20 protein-coding genes are annotated in these 15,105 nt (G+C 41.9%); 15 read left to right on the top strand and 5 right to left on the bottom strand.

From position 1 onward, the window contains the following. Positions 1-8: 8 nt before the first annotated feature. On the top strand, positions 9-1,526 hold the full coding sequence (locus GSF13_RS16720) for a trehalase family glycosidase (protein ID WP_211866428.1): 1,518 nt from the start codon (positions 9-11) through the stop codon (positions 1,524-1,526). Here the strand turns inward: GSF13_RS16720 and GSF13_RS16715 are convergent. After that, positions 1,462-2,373 carry an AraC family transcriptional regulator gene (locus GSF13_RS16715; protein ID WP_174168701.1) on the bottom strand — a complete coding sequence of 304 codons (912 nt, stop codon included), beginning with the start codon at positions 2,371-2,373 and terminating at the stop codon, positions 1,462-1,464. The two genes, GSF13_RS16720 and GSF13_RS16715, sit on opposite strands and share 65 nt — an antisense overlap. Positions 2,374-2,531: 158 nt before the next feature. Between GSF13_RS16715 and GSF13_RS16710 the strand changes: the two genes are divergently transcribed. Next, on the top strand, positions 2,532-4,052 hold the full coding sequence (locus GSF13_RS16710; protein ID WP_174168703.1) for an aldehyde dehydrogenase family protein: 1,521 nt from the start codon (positions 2,532-2,534) through the stop codon (positions 4,050-4,052). 61 nt (positions 4,053-4,113) lie between these two features. Here GSF13_RS16710 and GSF13_RS16705 read toward each other — a convergent pair whose 3' ends face one another. Both GSF13_RS16705 and GSF13_RS16700 read right to left on the bottom strand, forming a co-directional pair. Then, complete coding sequence (locus tag GSF13_RS16705) at positions 4,114-4,719, bottom strand: sensor histidine kinase (RefSeq protein WP_211866426.1); 606 nt, start codon at positions 4,717-4,719, stop codon at positions 4,114-4,116. Between the two features lie 113 nt (positions 4,720-4,832). Continuing rightward, positions 4,833-5,549 (bottom strand): haloacid dehalogenase type II, encoded by a 717-nt coding sequence (locus GSF13_RS16700; protein ID WP_211866424.1) that lies wholly within the window; start codon positions 5,547-5,549, stop codon positions 4,833-4,835. Between the two features lie 147 nt (positions 5,550-5,696). Between GSF13_RS16700 and GSF13_RS16695 the strand changes: the two genes are divergently transcribed. The 4 genes from GSF13_RS16695 (at position 5,697) to GSF13_RS16680 (ending at position 9,433) form a co-directional block, all read left to right on the top strand. After that, positions 5,697-6,584 (top strand): LysR family transcriptional regulator, encoded by an 888-nt coding sequence (locus GSF13_RS16695; protein ID WP_010605067.1) that lies wholly within the window; start codon positions 5,697-5,699, stop codon positions 6,582-6,584. A 119-nt stretch (positions 6,585-6,703) separates the two neighbouring features. Further along, positions 6,704-6,988: a hypothetical protein gene (locus GSF13_RS16690; protein ID WP_010605066.1), complete on the top strand. Its 285-nt coding sequence runs from the start codon at positions 6,704-6,706 to the stop codon at positions 6,986-6,988. 204 nt (positions 6,989-7,192) lie between these two features. Further along, complete coding sequence (locus GSF13_RS16685; protein ID WP_211866422.1) at positions 7,193-7,675, top strand: YbaK/EbsC family protein; 483 nt, start codon at positions 7,193-7,195, stop codon at positions 7,673-7,675. A 522-nt stretch (positions 7,676-8,197) separates the two neighbouring features. After that, positions 8,198-9,433 (top strand): site-specific integrase, encoded by a 1,236-nt coding sequence (locus GSF13_RS16680; RefSeq protein WP_211866420.1) that lies wholly within the window; start codon positions 8,198-8,200, stop codon positions 9,431-9,433. A gap of 4 nt (positions 9,434-9,437) precedes the next feature. Here the strand turns inward: GSF13_RS16680 and GSF13_RS16675 are convergent, their stop codons facing one another. Continuing rightward, complete coding sequence (locus GSF13_RS16675; RefSeq protein ID WP_211866418.1) at positions 9,438-9,773, bottom strand: hypothetical protein; 336 nt, start codon at positions 9,771-9,773, stop codon at positions 9,438-9,440. Positions 9,774-9,928: 155 nt separating this feature from the next. Between GSF13_RS16675 and GSF13_RS16670 the strand changes: the two genes are divergently transcribed. The 4 genes from GSF13_RS16670 (at position 9,929) to GSF13_RS16655 (ending at position 12,450) form a co-directional block, all read left to right on the top strand. Beyond that, positions 9,929-11,191, top strand: coding sequence for a WYL domain-containing protein (locus GSF13_RS16670; RefSeq protein WP_211866416.1), 1,263 nt, complete (start codon positions 9,929-9,931; stop codon positions 11,189-11,191). 159 nt (positions 11,192-11,350) lie between these two features. After that, the gene (locus tag GSF13_RS16665; protein ID WP_211866414.1) at positions 11,351-11,512 is read left to right on the top strand and encodes a hypothetical protein; all 162 of its coding nucleotides are present in this window, start codon (positions 11,351-11,353) and stop codon (positions 11,510-11,512) included. Between the two features lie 34 nt (positions 11,513-11,546). Continuing rightward, positions 11,547-12,101, top strand: a complete 555-nt coding sequence (locus GSF13_RS16660) for a hypothetical protein (RefSeq protein ID WP_211866412.1) — start codon at positions 11,547-11,549, stop codon at positions 12,099-12,101. 1 nt (position 12,102) lies between these two features. Next, a complete protein-coding gene (locus GSF13_RS16655) occupies positions 12,103-12,450 on the top strand; it encodes a hypothetical protein (protein ID WP_211866410.1) in 348 nt (115 codons plus the stop codon). 55 nt (positions 12,451-12,505) lie between these two features. Here the strand turns inward: GSF13_RS16655 and GSF13_RS16650 are convergent, their stop codons facing one another. Then, a complete protein-coding gene (locus GSF13_RS16650) occupies positions 12,506-12,970 on the bottom strand; it encodes a hypothetical protein (protein ID WP_211866408.1) in 465 nt (154 codons plus the stop codon). Between the two features lie 177 nt (positions 12,971-13,147). Here GSF13_RS16650 and GSF13_RS16645 point away from each other — a divergent pair, with 177 nt between their 5' ends. From GSF13_RS16645 to GSF13_RS16625, 5 genes are read left to right on the top strand one after another with little or no spacing between them, the layout of a single operon-like run. Then, complete coding sequence (locus GSF13_RS16645) at positions 13,148-13,426, top strand: AlpA family phage regulatory protein (protein WP_211866406.1); 279 nt, start codon at positions 13,148-13,150, stop codon at positions 13,424-13,426. Continuing rightward, positions 13,423-13,704, top strand: a complete 282-nt coding sequence (locus GSF13_RS16640; RefSeq protein WP_211866403.1) for an AlpA family transcriptional regulator — start codon at positions 13,423-13,425, stop codon at positions 13,702-13,704. The genes GSF13_RS16645 and GSF13_RS16640 overlap by 4 nt, the downstream gene beginning before the upstream one ends. Before the next feature lie 11 nt (positions 13,705-13,715). After that, positions 13,716-14,066, top strand: a complete 351-nt coding sequence (locus GSF13_RS16635; protein ID WP_211866401.1) for a hypothetical protein — start codon at positions 13,716-13,718, stop codon at positions 14,064-14,066. Positions 14,067-14,070: 4 nt separating this feature from the next. Beyond that, the gene (locus GSF13_RS16630) at positions 14,071-14,658 is read left to right on the top strand and encodes an SAM-dependent methyltransferase (protein ID WP_211866399.1); all 588 of its coding nucleotides are present in this window, start codon (positions 14,071-14,073) and stop codon (positions 14,656-14,658) included. 24 nt (positions 14,659-14,682) lie between these two features. Then, the gene (locus tag GSF13_RS16625; RefSeq protein WP_211866397.1) at positions 14,683-14,976 is read left to right on the top strand and encodes a hypothetical protein; all 294 of its coding nucleotides are present in this window, start codon (positions 14,683-14,685) and stop codon (positions 14,974-14,976) included. The last annotated feature ends 129 nt before the right edge of the window (positions 14,977-15,105 follow it).

The following is a 15,105-nucleotide window of genomic DNA, read 5'->3' as shown; positions in this document are numbered from 1 at the left end:
GGTTTTACATGCAGTACCAATCAAACTTTTATTCCACAGAGATTTTTAAGGCGGTGCAAAGCGCTGGCCTGTTTTCAGACAGTAAGGTTTTTGCAGATGCCATCGCAAAAATTCCGCTTGCAGAGATAGAAAACCAGTATGTGATGCAAAAGCCGACGGGAGAGGCATTACTTAGATTTGTGCATGCGCATTTTGACTTTGTTGCCAACAAAGAATTAAATGCCTTACCCGATTTTACTAGTGCGCAGCAGTATATCAGTGCGCTGTGGTCGCGTTTATCTAGAAAGCCGAGCACCGTTGCTAAGGGCTCCTTGCTACCTTTACCCCATCCGTATGTTGTACCGGGTGGACGTTTTAATGAGATTTATTACTGGGATAGCTACTTTACGGCACTTGGGCTTTTGGATGCGAACAGAAGCGATCTCGTTGCGGGAATGTTAGATAACTTTGTGAGTCTTATTGATCGTATTGGACATGTACCTAACGGCAATCGAGATTATTACCAAAGTCGTTCCCAGCCACCTGTAACAGCATTAATGGTTGATTTACTGTGGCAGGAAAAATCTCATGATAAGCAGTGGTTGTCACGAGTTACTCAGGCATTACTGAAAGAGCATCAGTTTTGGCAGACCGGAGAGGATTTGAGTTGCACGGATAAAAAAGCGCAGTACCGAGTCGTCAACATGCCATGTGGGGGCAAACTGAATCGCTACTGGGATCCGCTTGCAGCGCCGCGCCCAGAGTCTTTTATTGAGGATATAGAATTAGCCGCAGCGGTTACGGACAGCGAAACGTTTTATCAGCACATTCGTGCGGCTTGTGAGTCGGGGTGGGACTTTAGTAGCCGTTGGTTAGCAAACGCTGACGATTTAGCGAGCATTCGTACAACAGACATTATCCCTGTGGATTTAAATGCACTACTAGTATTGCTTGAGTCGCAAATCGCACGTTGTTTTGAGAAATTAAACGAGCTAACGCAAGCTCAGTACTATGCCAATTTAGCGTCAAATCGTAGTGCACTGATACAGAAATATTGTTGGTGCGATAAAAAAGGCTGGTTTTTCGATGTGGATCTTAATGATTATGCGCGTACCTCCGTTGAATCTCTAGCGGGCGTTGTGCCTATGTTTGCAGAGCTGGTTACACCTGAGCAGGCAGAGCATATTGGCAAAAAACTCGAGGCAGAGTTTTTGCAGCAAGGTGGATTGGTTAGTACCTTAGTCACTACTTCACAGCAGTGGGACAGTCCTAATGGCTGGGCACCACTACAGTGGTTTGCGGTGTCAGGTTTAAGGGCATATGGTCAAAATCAACTCGCGAATAAGATTATGCAAGCATGGCTTTATGCTGTTGAAACCGGCTTTGAGCAAACCGGCTGTTTGCTTGAGAAGTACAATGTGGTTGAACCGGATAAACAGGCTAGTGGCGGAGAATACGTGGTGCAACAGGGTTTTGGCTGGACTAACGGAGTAACCAGTCGTTTTTATCGGCTTTTAGTGCCTGAAGTTGATAGTCCTTCGGCGTGATATTAAAGGCTTGTTTAAACGCTCGACTGAATTGACTTGGATGCTTAAAGCCGAGTGCAAAACTAATTGCGGTGATCTGAATTCCTGCTTTTAGTTTTGCCTTTGCTTCAGTTAGTCTCCGTGCTTGGAGCCACTGCTGTGGCGTCGTCGAAAATGACTTTTTAAATTGATTGAAAAAGCGACTTCTACTCATGCAGCTAAGTTTACAAAGCTTCTCTACATCTAGTGGCTGGTCTAAATGAGTCTCCAAATAATGCATCGCTTGATACAAACCATTATGATCTGGTGCTTGTTTTACTGCGCCTAACAGCAGATCTCGGCTTTGTTGCTGTAGTAGTCTTGCAATTAGCTCGTCCATTGCCAAATCGATAAAGTATCCCCGCTCAGCCTCATTCTCACTGAACAGATGGAGCAATCGCCCCAAACAGTGCTGGGTTTGCCAGTTATGCTCAGTGTGCACCAGCTGCTTTTGATAATTAAAATCACTAGGAAGCGAAAGCGCTAACTTCTCGCTCACGGTATTAATTTTCTCTCGACTGATCTCAATTGCTAAACAGGTGGTGGGAGCGGATAAGCTGGCGTCGGGAAAGTCTATAAATACGGTTTGTTCTGGTGCCAATACGAAGCTTTGATGAGGTAAAAAGGGCTGATGATAGTCGCAACTGTCTACGTGCATCACTTTTTTGCCAGTGATCATCGCACAAAACAACACTTCATTAGAGGCGAGTTTGACTCTGTTGGTACTTTCGTATGTGTCATAGACGCTTAGCTCAACGTGATTGGCGGCAAAACTTATTTTGTTTTCAACTAAGCGTTCGACACGACTGCGATGTTTAGAGATCTGCAAACAATGCACTCCTTCTCGGTTACTTTTGGACTGTGCGTATACATTCCGAGACCCTAAGTTAAGTTTTTAAAGGTGAATTTGGCTAATGTCAAATATTAGTAAAAACAAAACTGGGACGAATGAAGCCCAAATAAATAACACAAGTTGCAGAGGTAAAAATGATATACGCAAATCCAAATACTGAAGGTGCGATCGTCAGCTTTAAGTCGCAATATCAAAACTTTATTGGCGGTGAATGGACGCCACCCGTTAACGGTCAGTACTTCGACAATATTAGTCCTGTTAATGGCGAAGTGTTTTGTCAGATCCCGCGTTCAAATGATGCAGACATTGAACTGGCACTTGACGCCGCCCATGCTGCAAAGGCGGCGTGGGGTAAAACTTCGGTCACTGAACGAAGCAATATATTACTCAAAATCGCAGACCGAATAGAAGCAAACCTTGAATACCTAGCGATAGCCGAAACATGGGATAATGGAAAAGCTGTACGTGAAACGCTAGCCGCTGATGTTCCGCTTGCTGCTGATCATTTCCGCTATTTTGCAGGTTGCATTCGTGCTCAAGAAGGAGCCATAGGTGAAATTGACGAGTCAACCGTGGCCTATCATTTTCATGAGCCTCTGGGCGTTGTGGGGCAGATCATCCCATGGAACTTCCCATTACTTATGGCCGCTTGGAAACTGGCACCCGCTCTCGCAGCTGGAAACTGCGTAGTGCTAAAACCTGCGGAGCAAACGCCTGCGTCTATTTTGTTGTTGATGGAATTAATCGCTGATTTATTACCAAATGGTGTGGTTAATGTTGTAAATGGTTTCGGGAAAGAGGCTGGTGAAGCGCTTGCTACGAGTACACGTATCGCAAAAATTGCGTTTACAGGATCGACTCCTGTGGGTTCTCACATCCTAAAATGTGCTGCTGAAAATATCATTCCCTCAACGGTGGAGCTAGGGGGTAAGTCGCCTAATATCTACTTTAGTGATGTGATGCAAGCTGACGATGATTACCTAAGTAAGTGTATTGAAGGCGCTGTGCTGGCCTACTTTAACCAAGGAGAAGTATGTACTTGTCCATCGCGATTGCTCGTGCAAGAAGATATATACGATGACTTTATAGCCAAAGTCATCGAACGCACTAAGGCGATTAAACGCGGCAATCCGCTTGATACAGAAACCATGGTTGGTGCACAAGCCTCACAAGCTCAATTTGATAAAATTCTTAGCTATATTGATATTGGCAAGAAGGAAGGGGCTGAAGTATTAATCGGTGGCGAAGTCGCAGAGCTTGGCGAGGGTTATCATAAAGGCTTTTATATTCAGCCGACGCTGTTAAAAGGGCATAACCAAATGCGGGTATTCCAAGAGGAAATATTTGGTCCGGTGATCTCTTTATGTACTTTTAAAGATGAAGCGGAGGCGTTGGAATTGGCGAATAGCTCTGAGTTTGGTTTAGGTGCTGGGGTGTGGACTAGAGATATGAATCGCGCATATCAATTTGGTCGCCAAATCGAAGCGGGTCGCGTGTGGACTAACTGTTATCATATGTATCCTGCACACGCGGCATTTGGTGGTTATAAAAAATCAGGTATTGGCAGAGAAACTCACAAAAAAGCGCTGGATCATTACCAACAAACCAAGAACCTCTTAGTGAGCTATAGCACCAGTCCTCTAGGATTTTTCTAATTTAATTATTATAGAAGTATTGAGTACTGACCATTGTGGCAGTACTCAATCAGTCATCCGGTTAAGAAACAACTTTTAATGGCGTCGCTTGTTTATTAGCAAATGCTATCCTATATTCGAGTCCTTTGCCGGGCTCGCTGACGGTGTGTACATCTCCATCTAGCCCTTGAGTCACCAAGTTATAGATAATATAAGCGCCAAGTCCCATACCGCCACTTCCTCTTTTGGTGGTATAAAATGGCTCGAATAACTTACTTAATTCAAGCTCCGACATGCCTTTACCATTGTCTTTATAAATAAGCTCAATGTGTTCATCATGTTTAAAGAATTCAATGGTGATCTCACCTTGTTCCGACTCTTTAAAGCCATGTGCAATGGAATTTGCGACTAAATTCGAAATGATCTGAAAAATAACACCGGGATAGGTCGTGGCGATTTCGATATTAAAACTTGTACCGGTGTTGTACTTTTCAAAAAATAACAACGCCAATGCAATGAAAAGGGCGACAGCAGAGCCGAAGGTTTCAACCACTGCATGCGCTTCTATCAGCGGCCAAGTTATATTATTAAGAAGCGTATTGCTCAGTAAAAGGGATGCGCCGTGGATAGTTAAGCTAACACCTATGATTATCCAGATCACAATGTGGGTGTTTTTATTTATATTCATGGAGGCTATTCCTTCGATTCACCTCCTTAAATCTAGTACATTTATTATGTAGATAAAGCATGCTGAGCATTTTTATCAGCTGGTATCAAGGTGCCAGCTGATACTTTCCAATGTTACTTGTTTCGAGAAGTGATGAGCTCGTCAGCCAAACTTGTTAAGTCAGGTAGCACGTAATCTGGTGTCTTTGCCAGTGGGTAGAGTTGCTTTTGTGGTCTTGCAATAAATGCTGTGTGCATGCCCGCGGCTTTAGCGCCGGCAACATCCCAGCCGTGAGCCGCCACCATTAGCGCTTGGTCTGGACGAATATTTAATTGCTGTAACGCCCATTCGTAGGCTCTAAGGTCGGGCTTATACACTTTGATGTCTTCAATACTCAAGCGTTGGTCAAAATAGGTAATTAGACCGGCATTTTCAAACTGCGCTTTAACCCCCGCATTCGATGAATTGGTTAAACTCACGAGTTTAAACCCAGCTTGCTTGAGCCGTTTTAGCGCGGGAATGACGTCTTTATGCGCGGGCAAAGAGAGCAGGGCGGGCACGATTGCTTGTTTAGCTTGTGCGTCAGTTATCGTTAGGCCTTTGTTTTTTGCAACCATTTGTAGCGCGGCAACGCCTATCTTGCCAAAATCTTGATAATCACCACTTACTGTAGTCACTAACGAGTGATGTAGCATAGTGGAAAACCAAAGGGCTAATAGGGACTCATCGCCACCTAAAACTTGGCTAACCGGCTTATTCATTGACTCTAAATCAAGTAAGGTTTCATTGACATCGAAGAAAATAACTTCCGGGCGTTCAACCTTTGAGTTGGCTTGGCTAATATTCGGCATTAGGCCTCCTAACATAACGAATAGACTAATTAAGGTGCGTTTCATTGATAATTCCAATTTAGTTGCGATGAGAAGCAGTATATTTATTTGATAAATTTAAACAAAGCGCGCATATTCGAAAGCAAGATTCGAAAAAACTAAATCGACATGTATTCAATCGCTGAACTCGAAACATTCTTAGCTATTATTAAACATCAAGGAGTGGTTAATGCTGCGAAGCAATTGAGACTCTCGCCTGCGACAGTTAGTCATCGTCTTAATAAGTTAGAGCAACATTTAGGCATGACTTTGCTGTTTAGAGATAGTCGAACGCTAACATTGTCCCCAGCCGGAAGTACTTTTAGAGAGAGGGTGGAGCATATATTAGAGGCGCTTTATGATGCTGAGCACGAAATAGGTGCAAGGGGCTCAGCGGTGAGCGGGTTACTTCGTGTCACTATGCCGCCTTGGGTGTTTTCACAATTTGTGATGCCAAATCTAAGTCAATTTGAGCAAGCGCATCCGCAATTAGCACTCGATTTCCTGATCAACGATCAGTTTGTAAACATAGTTGAAGGTGCTCAAGATGTAGCGATACGCGTTGGACAATTGGCTGATTCTGGGTTGTTGGCGAGAAAACTATGCGATAACCATCGGATATTATGTGCAGCGCCGAGCTATATTGACCGCTATGGCATGCCTGATAATATCAGCGAATTACAAAACCACTTTTTTGTATGCTTACCTTGGCAACGAGAATTTAAGTTAAAAGAACCAAACGGTAGAATTGTACACTTTAACGCAAAAACTCGTTTTACGATTTCAAACTCAGACAATATGACTTCTGCTGCCCTAGCTGGGCATGGTATTGCAGTTAAATCTCACATTGCCATCAGAGATAACCTAAAAAGAGGTGAGTTAGTGCCTATAATTCCAGGTTGTCTCGAAAGTGACGACGCACCTATTTGGTTTGTCAGGCCTCAGCACTCGCTGAAGACACGCAAGGCAGAGGCATTCTATGAATTTATGAAGGCATTGTTCGAAAATAAGGGCTAATACTTTAGTCTGCTTGTGCTTTTAAACTAATAACTCTAAACTCCGTATTAAAATTAGAAACTAGCCAGCTTGATGATTGTAAAATCGAACTGGTAACACTGATAGCAAACGGAGCTGCTATGTTCAAATTCATTTCTTGGATTTTTTCTGTCACCGCATTTTCACTTACTCTATTCTTTATCGTGCAAGGTAGTTATATGCTTTGTTTAGTCATGCTACTTGCTGGATTGATAGCATTGCCAAAACATGAAAAAGAATTGCAACCACTAGGTATGAGATTACATGCTAAGCATTTTTCTCGGGAGTCTCGTTCACTTAGCTCAAAAGAGGTAATGAACTTTTTATTAGCATGCTCATTGGCTGGCGCTAGCCTTGCGTATCAATGGCATGTGGTAACAATATAGACTTTACTGAACTTAATATCTTGAGTGTTTATATACAGCCATGATCCGAGTTTCTCTTAATGGGATACTCGGATATTTTTCAATGCTACCCCCGAGATAGGGTTAGCCTGATATCACAAATAGTATAAAACATACATGATGTTTAAAATCCGCTCACTAGCTGTTAGATTGGTTTTAACTACCATAGCATGGAAGAGCAATTGAATGTCACAGCCGTTAAAATCCTTATCAATACGTGTTCAAGAGTTCCTAGCCAGTCATGGGCATAACTTCACCGTTACAGAGCTTGCAGACTCTACTCGTACCGCGAAAGATGCTGCAAATGCGATTGGTTGCACTGAGTCTCAAATCGCCAAGTCTCTGATATTTAAAGATAGCAATACTGAAAAGGCGGTCTTGATAATTGCTTCTGGTAGCAACCAAGTGTCCGTGAAAAAAGTGGAAGCAGCAATTAATGTAAAGCTCGAAAAAGCGAACGCAAACTTTGTACGGGAAAAAACCGGTTTTGCCATTGGCGGTGTGCCTCCTGTGGCGCACACTGACTCTGTGTTGACGATAATTGATAAAGATTTAAAGCAATACGATCGTATTTGGGCTGCTGCAGGCACGCCCAACTCGGTTTTTGAGTTAAAAGCGCATGATCTAGATACGCTTACGGGTGGCACTTGGTTAGATATTGCGAAGTAATCCTCAGTTCGTAATCGACCTTGTGTCTATGTGATCCATCTATCAGTCAACTTGGGGTGGTCATTAAGGTTTTCAACCAATAAAGTGCTTTCTAGATGAGAACAGTCCGATAGTCATTCAAAATAATCGTATTAATACCGCTCTCAAGGTAGTTGAATTTAAAAAAGTAAAGACACAGAGATACATGATAAACTTACCGCCAATAATTCAGTAGTATGACTATCTAAGATAATCGAGCTACTAGTCATAAGTGTGACCAAACGTGTGACCTTTTGATATTTGTGATTTGTATTTTAATCATAACTTTATGATATTTAGGGTTTAAGTGATTTATGTGTGAGCTTTTGGGGATGTCTAGAATAGCTGTCTTATTTAGAGCTATGTTGCCAAAAATGCTGCTTTTAACCCACTTTATTGCCCTTTAAGCTGTCTATACTGTCTAAATTTGTTATTGTTATCAGATACCAAACTGTGACCAAAACTGTGACCAATGTGCTGGTCACAGTTTTGAACAATGAAAAAATGAATTTTACAGACAAATCAATAAAGGCATTAAAGCCCAAAAAAACGCGCTATGTTTTGACCGAGAGTGGCAATCATGGAGAGGGGCGTTTACAAATTCGAGTTAACGAAACTGGCACTAAAGTTTTCAGAGTGCAGTATCACCTTAATAATGCTCGAAAGGTTATTGGGTTGGGAACATTTCCCGACACAGATCTCAAAACAGCTCGTCAAAAACACGCTCAGATAACCAAGTTACTACTGCAGAAAATTGACCCAAAAGAATACCTCGAAAAACAAAACGCAGCCAACATTGCATCTGAAGCCGAGAGAACCTTTCTTGATATGCTAGATGACTTTGACGTGTACATTTCAACTCGGTGGGCTGAGAGCACAATCAAAAGAACGCGTGGCTTGGTTGCGCGTAATATAACACCATTCATTCCAAAAGATTTAATGCCAGATAAATTTAATATTGATATGGCGCGTGAAATTATCTTCCGAGTATACAACCGTGGTGCAAAGGAACAATCCCGCTTGGTTCGTTCAACACTAATGAGCATCTTAAAATTTGCGATAGACTACGACAACTCACCTGAGCAATTCAAGCAGCCGCCAAAATATAATGTCAAAACCAATTTCATTAGAGACATCAACTACGACACTCCCAAGAACGTAGGTCAACGATGGCTGTCCGAACTGGAATTAAGGCAGGTTTGGTATGCTGATGATTTACCGTTCCACACGCATAACTATATTAAGCTCGCGATATTGTTAGGAGGCCAGCGTGTGAATGAGCTCTACGCTGCCAAATCGAGCGAGTTTAATTTTCAAGAGAAGATATTTACGATCCCGGTTGAGCGTATAAAGATAAAGCATAGAGGTGAGCATATTGTACCTGTCTCCCGTGAAGCGGAAAAGATAGTGAAAATCCTGATGCAACACCAAGGCGAAAGTGAATATCTATTTCCTCATCGAGACTCAATTTATGAGAGTGCGCATGTATCAACTATTAGGATGGCTATATTGCGTTGGTGTGACAAGCACGGTGTTGAGCGCTTTGCACCAAGAGATCTTAGGCGAACATGCAAAACGTTAATGGGTAAAGCAGGCATTCCAAAGTCGCAACGTGACCTACTACAGCAGCATGATAAATCTGATGTTTCGTCGGTGCACTATGATCGCTACGACTACCTAAAAGAAAAGCGCGAAAGTATAGAGGTGTGGACTAAGTATTTGGGTGATGTCCTGTGTTAGATATTTATATTGAATATCTAACAGGGAGGCCGTCTTCGTCTAGCACCAAGTAAACACAAGACTTGTAAATCACAGCAAGGTGTGGCTGCTTTGGTAGGTCAATCCAGTCACATATACCCAACGCATCATAAGTAATCGCGGTCACACCATCTAATGCAATATGTGGTAAGTTACGATGATCTCTGCTTGCTTTTGTAAAACCTCTAAAAGGTAGTACATGCACACCCCCATCATAAGTAAATCTAACACGGTCTTGTATCAACGCGGAAGTGCGCTCTGCTAGTCCTCCACGCTTCAAGTATGTATTACCATAGTGATAGCGATATCGAATAATTGGCATAATAACACTGTTTAAATATACAGTTCTTTATTGTAGTAAGCGAATAAAGAAACCTCAATGGTGTGTTAGTAATAATAGCAGAGTACTGTTTAAATCCTCAGATTGTTACCTTTGAGATAAATAATTAACATCAAGTTTTGCTCAAAGGATCTGCAATGGATTACAACTACTTTAGAAATGATAATGGTGTCTATACTGCAAAGCGCCTACCAAGCTCTAATAAAGCCAGAATAAAAATTAAAGACGAAACCGACCTATTTGACCTCAAAGATGAGCTTAAAGAGGAACAGCCTAAATCTGAACAGGATTTCAAGGAGATTTATGAGAGGTTGTTTGACGATGAAGGTTGTTATGAGGTTGAGATAGAAAGCTTTGAGCGCTTTATCTGTGCCAACCGAGATAAGCTTCTTGGTCCCGATACATGGATTAAAAAATATTGGCACGATTTATACGTATTTGCTGGTGACTTTGATATTGGTGAGCTAGAGCTAAACGTAGAACCTCAAGTTATTGAGGATGATTTTGCTAATGCGCTGATCAAAGCTGGCGTTATTGAAGAAATTAAGGAGCTCGACTATGAGCTGTGGAGTGAAGCTTTAAGCTATGAGAGGTTACCGCAAATAAAGGAGCGCTGTAAGTCAGTTGGCATAAAGTTATCCAAAAAGAATAAAGATGCACTCATACACGAATTAATAACATATGAAGAAGAGAACCCTAACTCTGTAAAGCCCCCAAGATTAGTTAAAGCGCTACCTATACTAGAGACTAAGATTACAGAGTTATATAAGCTATATGCTCAAGAAATAAAAACAGTGCTCACAGAATTTGATTATCCACTTGCATTTAAACATGCCGTGTGGGAATGGGCCAAAGATGAAGCTGAAAGTAAACTGGAGCATGTATTGCAACAAGAGCAAGATCAGCTCCCAGAGATTAAAAAACCTAAAAAAATAGTCAACGATGTTGACGCCACAACCACAATTAAGAGCAAAACGACGCAAGAAAAATATGAGTACGAAGAAAACTTTAAATTGCCTAAGTCTTTGGAAATTGCTTTTGAATATGCAGATTCAAATGGGCAGATAACATTCAGGGAATTACGGCTAGATGCAGTTAAAATGGATGGCAATGTCGTTTATTTCTACGGTTGGTGCAGGCTCCGAAATAGCCATCGTCACTTTAGGTTAGATAGGTTTCAAGATGGTATCACACTAGTAGAAACTGGCGAGCACTTTAGTGTAAGTACATTTCACAAGAAGTATTTACACAAAAATTTAGCAGGTGAAATTCGCTCACAACAACGGCAAAACGACAGAACTAATAACCCGCAGCAAGGAACTGGTTGCTTGGTTGCAAGCGTGATGATACTTGGAGGGATTATATCTGTTCCTATAGGGGTTATAAATTTGTTCATATAGCAAGTTTGATGTCTGTATATATGAACAGTGTCTGGGCTTGAAGCCCGCCTATTGATTGCGATAAACTAACTTTGCTTGTTGTCATGCAGTGTTAATTATATTAACATTGCGTGAACAAGTGTAAGGATTAATCAACTTTAATAAAATAAGGATCTAAATATGAACTCCAAAACACTTGATGTAAAAGAATTGAAACGCGTAACTGGTGGTAACGGTGGCGGTGGCGGTGGCGTAGTCCCACCCGAGGTTAAAAGCCAATACTCTGGAAGCGCTCGTAGTGATGCAGCTATGCTCTACTCTACTCAAGGCTTAAATAACTAGAATTAATTTGCTGTAAAGAAGTTTAAGGAAAAGCATGAATGATTTTTTTGTGATTTCAGACTGGATGATAAGAGCTCTTGAGGTTCTTATTTGTCTGTATTTGCTGTTTAAGTTCAAAAATAGGCGCTGGAGCTTGTTCTTTGGAGGTAAAAATAGCTTGAAAACAATCCAAGATCACGAATTGCATTCATGCTTTTTATCTGCGTTTACAGTAATGGTATTCCACTTTACAAGCTCAAACCTCGCACAGCATATAGTGACGATTCAAGGGATGGAAAAGCTGGCCTTACGCCATTTCTTTTATTTTAGTATGTTCTCTTGCTCGATGGCTTTTGCTGCTGCTCTGTTCTTTCTGCATAAAATAAGGGGTTGCTCATTTTCGCCAACAGCAAGGAACTGCCTCTATATCACATTTTTAATGTCGACATTGCAAATGTTGCAATTTGTCTCACATGGTTTGCTCGACTCTAATCGTTTCACTCTATTTTATCAGTATGGCGTAGTTGTACTTAATGTAACTACACTTGCAGTAGTAGCAAATCATCCAATAAGACACATGCTAAGAAAACTAAACAGAAAGGAGGCATAGGATGGGGCTGCTAGCATTAATGAGTTTTTTAAATCTTATATTGGTTGTTGGGTTATATATTGCCTCTCAAGGTGGTCATATGCCCAACAAGTATGAGTTAAGGTTGCTTGATTTAGTAGAGCAGCATAGCAATAACGGTGAAGACGAAGTTTATGAACAGCCGGGAATGACATCACATAACATCCTACTTGAAGTACACGACGCTATTACAGAACCTAACAAATTACTTTCATACGAAAAAACAGTAGTGGCACATCATAAAGTAAAAAACTACGTGTTAACCATGGCTGGTAAGCCTATTGAACTAAGGCCTATACCTGAACGGCCAATACTTAAAGCTGTAAAGTAAAATTGTTCTATAAAAAAGCCCGCTTTGAGCGGGCTTTTTTATGCTGTCTTATTTTTTATGCTGTCTTACTTGAGCTTTGGTCGTCTGCATACCTTGCGGCTAGCAAGGGCTTAACGTCTTTTAGAATTAACTTTCCACAATCATCAAAGTCGACCTGCTTTTCAACATTCGGTTTAAACCAGTCTAAATGACAGAACATTAAAAGTGACTGGGAAACTGTTTCTACAAATTTTTCTTCAAATTGTTCAGTGGTTATCGTATTTGCTAATTCAATTTTGTCGCTTGGTGAATATTGTCCTGCTTCAGGCTTCGTATCCCCAGTAATAAGCCAGAGAGCATACTTCTTAAACTCGGGATGATTAGCAATGGTCAATAACGGTTGCGAGCCCACTTCAGAGTGACCACCTTCATATTTTTTATATGAGCTTACACTGATACCAACCAGCTCTGCAAACTTTGGCTGACTTAAGCCTGTTGTACTACGGATTAATCGAAATTTTTCGCCAATAGTATTTGACATGTATCCACCTATGGATCTATATTATTCCAAGGGCGTCCTTTTAAGGGGTTGTATGCATCCTTACAAGGTCGCTTCTAGTTTTTATTAATGAAATCAAAGTATCTATAAACAAGATTAGCACATGCGAGTAAACAAAAGGAACCATGCAAGGTGCTAACAATAGTTTCGAGGTGATCTATGGAAGATGCAAAGTTTAGGAAAAATCTGCTTGGTGAAGTTGTTGGCCCAAATGAGGTGTTCTTAAAAAGACAGCAGGTGCAGGAAAAGTGCGCTATGTCGCGCTCAAATATTTACAAGCTGATGGGAGAAGGAAAGTTTCCACTACCGCAGAAGGTATCTCACCGCTGCACTGTCTGGCTAGCAAGCGATATTGATATCTGGCGTTCGATGACTACAGAGTCGTTTTTCGCTAGATATGGAAAACAAATCCTTGAAGCCAAGGAGCAAGCAGCATGAGTAACCTAGTGCCAACCCCAAACTATAGAACCAATGTTCGTGGTGATGTGGTAACGATTAACGATAAGTTTTTACGTGCAAACCAAGTTGCAGATAAGTGTGGAATAAGCCGCTCAACGGTTTATACGCTTATGAATAAGTCCCAGTTCCCTCCAAGCCATAAGATCACCAGCGACAGAGTGGTGTGGTTAGAGGCGGACATAGAAGAGTGGATGCGCCTAGGTGCTGAGCAGTTCTATTTAACCTACGGCCAAAATACAACGCAACAAGCGAGTTAAGGAGAGAGAACATGGCAAATGCACAGCCTCAGGGCTTACTCGAAATACGAGCAATGATTGGCGACCACCGTAAAAAGCCTGGCTACATTTTTACAAACGTACTTAGCCAAAAGCAACGCCAACTGGTGCTGTTTACAGCAGGATTCAGCCGTTTAGCCCTAGATAAGCACTGGAATGATATGACGCTAGACGAGCGTGACAAAGTGCGCAATGGCTTGATGTTTTTGAACAGCATTGTGATTGAGTTTATCGACGCGAACGCCATGCAGCCAGAGTGCTTTTATCATGGCGCCAAGCCAAATACACCACGCTACAGTGCCGAAAGCGTAGTCACACCAATTAAGCAACATCAGGAGTGGTGAAATCATGAGCTCAACAGGCCGCGGCTACGAACGCCATGCCGATGATTATTACGTTACGCCGCACTGGTTAATTCACGAGTTTCTTGATGAATTTAAAAAAGATGGCCTCTGGGATTTTGATTCGTGCGTTGACATACTCGACCCAAGCGCAGGCGGGTGTGAAAAGTACCCAATGAGCTACCCAACGGTGCTAAATAATCGCGGCTTTAATGTGGAAAGCTGGGACCTAAGAGAAGACTCCCGCGCTGAGCGCAAAGGCATTAATTTTTTGCAGCTAAATACGGGCCTTGAGCTAAACCAATACGATATGATCATTACCAATCCGCCGTTTAAACTGTCTCAACAGTTTGTGTATCAAGCATTAAATATGGTGCGTTCAGGTGGCCTGGTTATTTTTCTGCAACGACTGAACTGGCTTGGCAGCGCTAAGCGCAAAACCATGTGGCAAACCTTGCCGCTGGCCTCGGTGTACGTGCACAGCAAACGCCCGGGATTTGATCCTGAAAAACCAAACAAAACCGACTCCATCGAATACGCTCACTTTGTATTTTGCAAGGGTTATCCTGCAAATGCTGAGCTGCTCGTAATCTAATTTAACTACCCAAAGGAATAAAAAATGCTCCCTATCAAAGACCAAGATCTATCTAAAATACAGCGCCTAATCAGAAATATTGTTCATCACGCGGTTGAACAGGCCAATTTTACAATCCGTTTGCTCAATCAAAGAAGCACAGTACATATGCTAATGCAGTGCGAAGACACGCTAACTGATTTACTCCCAATCATTGAAATGATCAGCGAAGAGCATGCCGAATTTTCCCCCATTTATGACCAAATGAAAACAGCGCTAAATACTGCCCAAATGGGTGGTGAGCCTCAACAAATTGAACAAGTAGAGGAAGCAATATGAACCACGTAATGCTTGATTTAGAGACTATGGGGCAGGGTAGTAACGCTGCAATAGTTGCAATCAGGCCAAATTTGTATCAGCAATTTATAAAGCACTAGCCGGTTAAATTCAAATTCCAACTTCTCCAAG

The sequence above is a fragment of the Pseudoalteromonas sp. M8 genome, from assembly GCF_018141365.1.
Lineage (GTDB): Bacteria > Pseudomonadota > Gammaproteobacteria > Enterobacterales > Alteromonadaceae > Pseudoalteromonas.
This window is presented reverse-complemented; position numbering and strand designations above follow the sequence as displayed.

Coding starts and splice junctions, on each gene's coding strand:
- GSF13_RS16720 (WP_211866428.1), top strand. CDS start 9: ATGCAGTACCAATCAAACTTTTATTCCACAGAGATTTTTAAGGCGGTG.
- GSF13_RS16710 (WP_174168703.1), top strand. CDS start 2,532: ATGATATACGCAAATCCAAATACTGAAGGTGCGATCGTCAGCTTTAAG.
- GSF13_RS16705 (WP_211866426.1), bottom strand. CDS start 4,719: ATGAATATAAATAAAAACACCCACATTGTGATCTGGATAATCATAGGT.
- GSF13_RS16700 (WP_211866424.1), bottom strand. CDS start 5,549: ATGCCGAATATTAGCCAAGCCAACTCAAAGGTTGAACGCCCGGAAGTT.
- GSF13_RS16695 (WP_010605067.1), top strand. CDS start 5,697: ATGTATTCAATCGCTGAACTCGAAACATTCTTAGCTATTATTAAACAT.
- GSF13_RS16690 (WP_010605066.1), top strand. CDS start 6,704: ATGTTCAAATTCATTTCTTGGATTTTTTCTGTCACCGCATTTTCACTT.
- GSF13_RS16685 (WP_211866422.1), top strand. CDS start 7,193: ATGTCACAGCCGTTAAAATCCTTATCAATACGTGTTCAAGAGTTCCTA.
- GSF13_RS16680 (WP_211866420.1), top strand. CDS start 8,198: ATGAATTTTACAGACAAATCAATAAAGGCATTAAAGCCCAAAAAAACG.
- GSF13_RS16675 (WP_211866418.1), bottom strand. CDS start 9,773: ATGCCAATTATTCGATATCGCTATCACTATGGTAATACATACTTGAAG.
- GSF13_RS16670 (WP_211866416.1), top strand. CDS start 9,929: ATGGATTACAACTACTTTAGAAATGATAATGGTGTCTATACTGCAAAG.
- GSF13_RS16665 (WP_211866414.1), top strand. CDS start 11,351: ATGAACTCCAAAACACTTGATGTAAAAGAATTGAAACGCGTAACTGGT.
- GSF13_RS16660 (WP_211866412.1), top strand. CDS start 11,547: ATGAATGATTTTTTTGTGATTTCAGACTGGATGATAAGAGCTCTTGAG.
- GSF13_RS16655 (WP_211866410.1), top strand. CDS start 12,103: ATGGGGCTGCTAGCATTAATGAGTTTTTTAAATCTTATATTGGTTGTT.
- GSF13_RS16650 (WP_211866408.1), bottom strand. CDS start 12,970: ATGTCAAATACTATTGGCGAAAAATTTCGATTAATCCGTAGTACAACA.
- GSF13_RS16645 (WP_211866406.1), top strand. CDS start 13,148: ATGGAAGATGCAAAGTTTAGGAAAAATCTGCTTGGTGAAGTTGTTGGC.
- GSF13_RS16640 (WP_211866403.1), top strand. CDS start 13,423: ATGAGTAACCTAGTGCCAACCCCAAACTATAGAACCAATGTTCGTGGT.
- GSF13_RS16635 (WP_211866401.1), top strand. CDS start 13,716: ATGGCAAATGCACAGCCTCAGGGCTTACTCGAAATACGAGCAATGATT.
- GSF13_RS16630 (WP_211866399.1), top strand. CDS start 14,071: ATGAGCTCAACAGGCCGCGGCTACGAACGCCATGCCGATGATTATTAC.
- GSF13_RS16625 (WP_211866397.1), top strand. CDS start 14,683: ATGCTCCCTATCAAAGACCAAGATCTATCTAAAATACAGCGCCTAATC.